This is a genomic window from Streptomyces sp. SBT349, from assembly GCF_001083795.1.
Classification (GTDB): Bacteria; Actinomycetota; Actinomycetes; order Streptomycetales; family Streptomycetaceae; genus Streptomyces.
In genome coordinates this window covers 1-5389 of record NZ_LAVK01000427.1, presented here as the reverse complement: position 1 = coordinate 5389, position 5389 = coordinate 1, and the positions used below count along the sequence as shown (strand labels likewise).

Below are 5389 nucleotides of genomic sequence, written 5' to 3'. Positions count from 1 at the left end.
GGTACTTGCCGGGGTGGGCTTTCGGGTGCCCGGTCCGCGGCGTTCCCACTCGTCGGCGCGCGTGGCAGGGTCGGTGCACTTCTTCGAGCGTGGCGCTGTACATCCGGCGCGCGGGGAGGGATCGCGCCGCCTGTCTTTGAGCGTCCGGACCGACGCTCTGGGAAGGCATTCGCGTCGGCCATGGGCCGCCGCGACTCCCCGCCCGCCGGAACTCCGCAGCCGCGGTACGTTCGCGGAACGCGTCAGCGGATGTTGACGTCGACGCAGGCGTAGAAGGCGTTGCCGGTGTCCGCGATGTTCCAGACGGCGAGGACCTTCTGGTTGCCGCGGATATTGCCGAAGTCGACGTTGTGGGTCACGGTCGTGCCGGGGATGGCGCCTTGATCGTCGAACTCGTCGACCAGGGTGTTGCCGACGTAGTACTGCCAGGTGCTGGTGCGGTGCTGGACGGTCAGCGTCCAGCGGAAGGTGGTGGAGACGCCGACGTTGTGGCGCTGCCAGCCCTTGCTGTCGTCGTTCAGTTCGGCGAAACGGGCCACGCCGCCGTGGCAGTTGCGCTGGCCCTTCGGGCCCTCCACGCTCTGCGGCTCGTACTGGATGGAGCCGCAGGAGACGACGCGGGCGGCGCACTGGGCCTGTCGGCTCGCCGGTGAGTTGATGTAACCGTGGGCGCTCGCCGTGGAGGCGGGGAGGCTCACCGCGATGAGCGGGGCGATGGCGGCGCCGATCACGGCGGCCAGCTTGGTTTTCTTGTGCATGACAACTCCTGCCTTGTGCCGCCGGTGGGGGTCGTGCGGGGCTGGAGGTCCGGCGCGAGCCCCGGCGGCGAGATGGGGGGTGGTGAAGGCGGTGGACCGTGTGGTCGATCAACGTAGCCTGCTGTCAACGACCTTCACTCTCCGCTAGGTCTAGACCATGCCATCTGGACCATTGAAGGGCAATAAGTCGGCACAAGATTCTTGCGGGCCGGGCGAGTTGGGCTGGATGTGGTCCCCCGCGCCCGTCTCGCGGTATCGGTGGGAGCGATAGCTCTTTACGGTGGATAGTTCTCCGTATGGTCGGCCATGGTCGCCCGCGGGGCTACTGTCGCGGTATGTCCGAGCGGTTCAGGGCCGATCACACGGCGCTGTGGTCGTCCGTCGTGGCGACGGTGATCACGCTGTCGCTGGGCGATGGGCGTTTCGACTGGTTGAGTCTCGCGCTCGGTGTGGCGCAGGCGTCGCAGATGGCGGCGTTCTACCGGCCGGTGCCCCGGGATGCCGGGGACCGGTGGGGGCGCGGGGCCGCCGCCGGGGCGTTCGGCGCGGTGGGCGGGCTGATCGCGGTCATGGTGTGCGGCTGGCCGACGCAGGCCGTGGTCGGCACGCCGGCCTCGTGCCGGAAGCTGGCGGAGCACAGCGTGATCGCCGTGCACAACTGCGCGGGCTACGAGGCCTATCAGTGGCTCGGGCTGGTCTGGGCGGCGGCCGCGGTGGGCCTGACCTGCTGGCACTGGCGCGTCGGCGCGGCGGCGCCGGTGGCCCGGCTCCCGGGCTTCAACGGGAGAACGAGCCGGCGGGGCTGATCAGTTCGAGGCTCACGCCGTCGGGGTCGGAGAAGTAGGCGACCTGGGTGCCGACCGCCTTGGGGGCGTTGTCCTCGTCGAAGGTGAACGGCGGGGCGTCGAACGCGATGCCCGCGGCCGTCATCCGGTCGTAGACGGCGTCGAGGTCGCCCACCTCGAAGCAGAGGTGCATCGCCCCCGCGTCCGAGGGGCCCGCCTCGGCCGTTCCCGGGGTGGGCTCCTCGAACTGGATGATGTCGATGTTGATGTTGGTCAGCTGGACCGTGGCGTACCGCAGCATGGCGCCGCCCGGCCGTACGCGCCCGGTGAGCCGGGCGCCGTACATGGGCTCGATGCCCGCCATGCGGTCGCGCACGAACGGCTCCCGCCCGGTGAGCGCGCGGTAGAAGGCGATCGACCGGTCGAGGTCGCGCACGGCGATGCCGACGTGGTTGGCCTTGGTCAGGCCGATGCCGAGGTCCTTCTCCGGAACGGTCTGCTGCTCGGGCATCGCGCGGCTCCTTCCACGGGGTGCACGGCCCACCGGCGGCGTGGCACGGTGCGCAGGGTGGGCAGGGTGACGAAGGTGACGAGAGTGGCGAGTGCCCAGAAATCGGCGGAAAACACCGTGCGTGGCTCAGGAGGGCGCCAGCGTGATCAGGTCGGGGCTCAGCCGCAGCGCCGTGGCGTTGACGTGCTTGTCGACCACGGTGAAACGCACCCTGCGGCGGCCCCCGTGGAGGCGGATGCGGCCGAGGTGCTCGGTCTTGAAGGAGCGGACGTCCAGGGTCGAGGTGTCGAGCGGGCCGCCCACGCCCTCGCCGTCGATCGTGACCGCGACCGTTCCGCCGCCCGGCAGGTGGCGGAAGCGGGCGTACACGTCGTAGGTGTCGCCGCGCGGGACGTCGATCGTCACCTCCAGATACGCGCCGTAGTCGGTGCCCGCGAGCTCGGCGCGGCGTCCCCCCGCCGCGTGCGGGTCCTCCACCACCTCGACGGTGGCGTCGCCGCCCGTGGTGAGGGGGAGGGCGTCCACGTCGTAGCCGGAGGGGGTCCGGGAGCCGTGGTGCTCCGAGGTGAGCCACTCCAGGTCGAGGGTGGCGAAGGCGACCTTGCCGGAGAAGCTGGTGGAGACGCCCTCCGCGTGGTCGCGGCCGAACAGCACGCCGACGCGGCCGTCGGGGAGGGCGATCGCGTCGGAGTAGGAGGCGGGGCCCTCGGTGATGACGCGGCTGTGCGGCCAGGTCATGCCCTCGTCATAGGAGAGGGAGATCGTGAGGTTGCGCCGCTGGGTCGAGTCGGGGCGGGTGAAGACCACGCGGCTCGTTCCGTGCCCGCCGCCGGAGGTCTCCCCGGCACCGCCCGGCCCGCCGCTGATGCGCGCGATGCCGGTGTCCACCGCGTTGACGGGGCGAACGGCCGCGTCCAGTACCGGCGTCGACCAGGTCGCGCCGCGGTCGCCGCTCACCGAGACGATCCGCGGGTGGGTGCCGCCCGAGGCGTAGCGGCCCAGCAGCGCCAGCGAGCCGTCGGGGCGCTGGAGCAGGCGCGACTCGTTGACCGGGTAGGCGCCGTCGAGCGGGACCGCGCCGCCGTGGTGCCAGGTGCGGCCGTGGTCGTCGCTGTGGACGACGGAGACGCCGTAGCGGCGCTCGGCGACCGGGTACGCGATGGCCCTGCGGTGCCATGTCTGGAGTATCAGGCGGCCGTCGTCGAGCCGGATGCCGTGGCCCGGGCCCGGCATGTGGAGGGTCCAGGCGTGCGGGTTGCCGTCGAAGAGCGAGGTCAGCTCGGTGGGCTCGGACCAGGAGCGGCCCTCGTCCTCGCTGTCGATGACATACAGCCGCGAACGGTCCGGCGAGCCCCCGGTGTTGCCCTCGTCGCGGAAGCACTCCGCGTAGAAGAGGAAGAGCCTGCCGGTGTCCCCGTCGAGCAGCGGGGTCGGGTTGATGAACGACTGGGTGCCGTCGGAGCGGCGCACATAGCGCAGCTCGCCCCAGCTGCGCCCGCCGTCGGTGGAGCGGCGGCAGACGAGGTGGTGCGGGTCGGCGTCGTGCTGGGTGATCCGGCCCTCGGCGAAGGCCAGGACGGTGCCGCGGCGGGTGACGGTCAGGCCGAAGACGTGGAAGACCTCGAGACCGGCCTCGCCCGCGGTGAAGACCGTGGACTCGGAGTAACGGCCCCGGTCCGCGCGGGCGGCGGCGGGCGCGGCTTGCGCGGTGGTCTGGGAGGTGGCCTGCGTGGCGGGCTGGGCGGCGGCTTGCGCGGTGGTCTGGCCGAGGGCCGTGGCGCCCGCCGCGGTGGCCACGCCGAGCACGAGCGTTCTTCGGTCGAGGGGGGCGGGCATCGCTCCAACTCCTTCTAATACGTATTAGATTGATGGAAAAACGTTATCGATCTCCATCTGAGGGCGTCAATCCCCGCGACACCACCACGTTGAGGACCCTCCGTGAAGCATGATCGTCAACGCTGGACGGTCGCTCGCGGCCGACTCGGTGACGCCGACGATCATCGGTGGCGGCGAGGCGACCGAAGAGTATCCGTTCATGACGGCGATCGACCGGTTGCGCGACACCGGCGTCTCGTCGTTCACCTGTGGCGGGACGCTGATCGACCCGGAGTGGGTGCTGACCGCGGCTCACTGCGTCTCCGACCGCGACACCGGCGCCGTGTACGACGCCGCGCTGTTCGCCGTGCGCGTCGGGTCACTGGACCGCACGGCGGGCGGCGAGACGGCCGGGGTCGAGGAGATCGTCATCCACCCCGACTGGTTCGGCGACGTCGAGCGGAACGTGGGCGACCTGGCCCTCATGCGCCTCGACACCGCCGTCGGGGCCGGCACGCTGCCCGTCGCCGGGGCGGAGGCGGAGGTCGGCAGCGGCGTGCGGTTCGTCGGCTGGGGCTACACGGTGAACGGCGGTCCCGAACTGCCCACCGGGCTACGGCAGTTGGAGAGCACGGTCGTGCCCGGGGAGCAGTGCGTCGTCGGCGGTGAGTGGGATATCGCCGAGGGGGATATCTGCACCAGCCCGGAGGTGGAGAGCGGCCTGTGCGGCGGCGACTCCGGCTCGCCGGTGCTCCAGTGGGTGAACGACCGCTGGGAACTGGTCGGAACCGTCAGCCGCGGCGTGGGCTCCGGCTGCGCCGACGAGCCCGACGTCCTCGTGTCGGTGCCCTACCACGAGGAATGGATCGCGGGAGTGGTCAACTCCTGACCGGCCGCGGCTCGTTCCGAGGCGTGAGACCCCCGCCCCCCGGGCCCGTGCCCGGGGGGCGTGCGCGCTCGACAAGCGTCAGTGGGCAGGGGAATACTGCCCGCAGAGGTGGATGGCTGAGGGGGAGTCGGGAGATGCAGCGGGGGATGGAGAGGGAGCTTCCGCCCGTGCCCGCCGAGCCGCCGAACGCGCCTTCGCCGCATGGCGCATGGGTGAGCGAGGCGGAGGGGTTCGCCGGTTTCACCGTGTGGACCGAGCGGGTCTACGGGCATGGCGAGGACGCCGAGGCACTGGCCGCGCACCACGGGGAAACGCGCCAAGGGCTGATCGCGGTGTTCGACGGTTCGGGCGGCTCGGGGGCGGGAGCGGCGTGGCGCGCACCGGACGGCGCGCACCGCACCGGCGCCTGGGTCGGCGCGCGGTTGGCGCGCCTGGCCACCGAGTGCTGGTTCCGCGAGGTGGCGGGCGAGAGGCGGCCCCCCGATCCGGAGCGGCTCGCGGCCCTGTTGCGGCGCCTGCTCGACGCCGGGCGCCCCACCACCCGCAGCAAGATCACCGGGTCGATGCGGCGCGTGCTGCCGACGACCCTCGCGGCCGTCCGATACCGGCTGATCGGGGGCGGGGGCGGGGG

5 protein-coding genes and 1 pseudogene are annotated in these 5389 nt (G+C 72.0%); 3 read left to right on the top strand and 3 right to left on the bottom strand.

Annotation, left to right across the window (positions count from 1 at the left end; all coding sequences use genetic code 11):
- Nucleotides 1-242: 242 nt before the first annotated feature.
- Nucleotides 243-758, bottom strand: coding sequence for a lytic polysaccharide monooxygenase auxiliary activity family 9 protein (locus tag ADY01_RS31945; RefSeq protein WP_049580223.1), 516 nt, complete (start codon nucleotides 756-758; stop codon nucleotides 243-245).
- Between the two features lie 335 nt (nucleotides 759-1093).
- Between ADY01_RS31945 and ADY01_RS31940 the strand changes: the two genes are divergently transcribed.
- Complete coding sequence (locus tag ADY01_RS31940; protein ID WP_049580222.1) at nucleotides 1094-1564, top strand: hypothetical protein; 471 nt, start codon at nucleotides 1094-1096, stop codon at nucleotides 1562-1564.
- Here ADY01_RS31940 and ADY01_RS31935 read toward each other — a convergent pair.
- Nucleotides 1536-2054 carry a VOC family protein gene (locus tag ADY01_RS31935; protein ID WP_049580221.1) on the bottom strand — a complete coding sequence of 173 codons (519 nt, stop codon included), beginning with the start codon at nucleotides 2052-2054 and terminating at the stop codon, nucleotides 1536-1538. The genes ADY01_RS31940 and ADY01_RS31935 overlap by 29 nt on opposite strands.
- A 126-nt stretch (nucleotides 2055-2180) precedes the next feature.
- Complete coding sequence (locus ADY01_RS31930) at nucleotides 2181-3890, bottom strand: exo-alpha-sialidase (protein ID WP_049580220.1); 1710 nt, start codon at nucleotides 3888-3890, stop codon at nucleotides 2181-2183.
- A gap of 109 nt (nucleotides 3891-3999) precedes the next feature.
- On the opposite strand from ADY01_RS31930, the gene ADY01_RS31925 reads away from it, so the two are divergent.
- Entirely contained in the window at nucleotides 4000-4758 is a 759-nt protein-coding gene (locus ADY01_RS31925; RefSeq protein WP_049580219.1) for a S1 family peptidase, read from the top strand.
- Nucleotides 4759-4970: 212 nt separating this feature from the next.
- Nucleotides 4971-5389, top strand: a pseudogene (locus ADY01_RS31920) (hypothetical protein); the annotation flags it as partial.

Coding starts and splice junctions, on each gene's coding strand:
- ADY01_RS31945 (WP_049580223.1), bottom strand. CDS start 758: ATGCACAAGAAAACCAAGCTGGCCGCCGTGATCGGCGCCGCCATCGCC.
- ADY01_RS31940 (WP_049580222.1), top strand. CDS start 1,094: ATGTCCGAGCGGTTCAGGGCCGATCACACGGCGCTGTGGTCGTCCGTC.
- ADY01_RS31935 (WP_049580221.1), bottom strand. CDS start 2,054: ATGCCCGAGCAGCAGACCGTTCCGGAGAAGGACCTCGGCATCGGCCTG.
- ADY01_RS31930 (WP_049580220.1), bottom strand. CDS start 3,890: ATGCCCGCCCCCCTCGACCGAAGAACGCTCGTGCTCGGCGTGGCCACC.
- ADY01_RS31925 (WP_049580219.1), top strand. CDS start 4,000: ATGATCGTCAACGCTGGACGGTCGCTCGCGGCCGACTCGGTGACGCCG.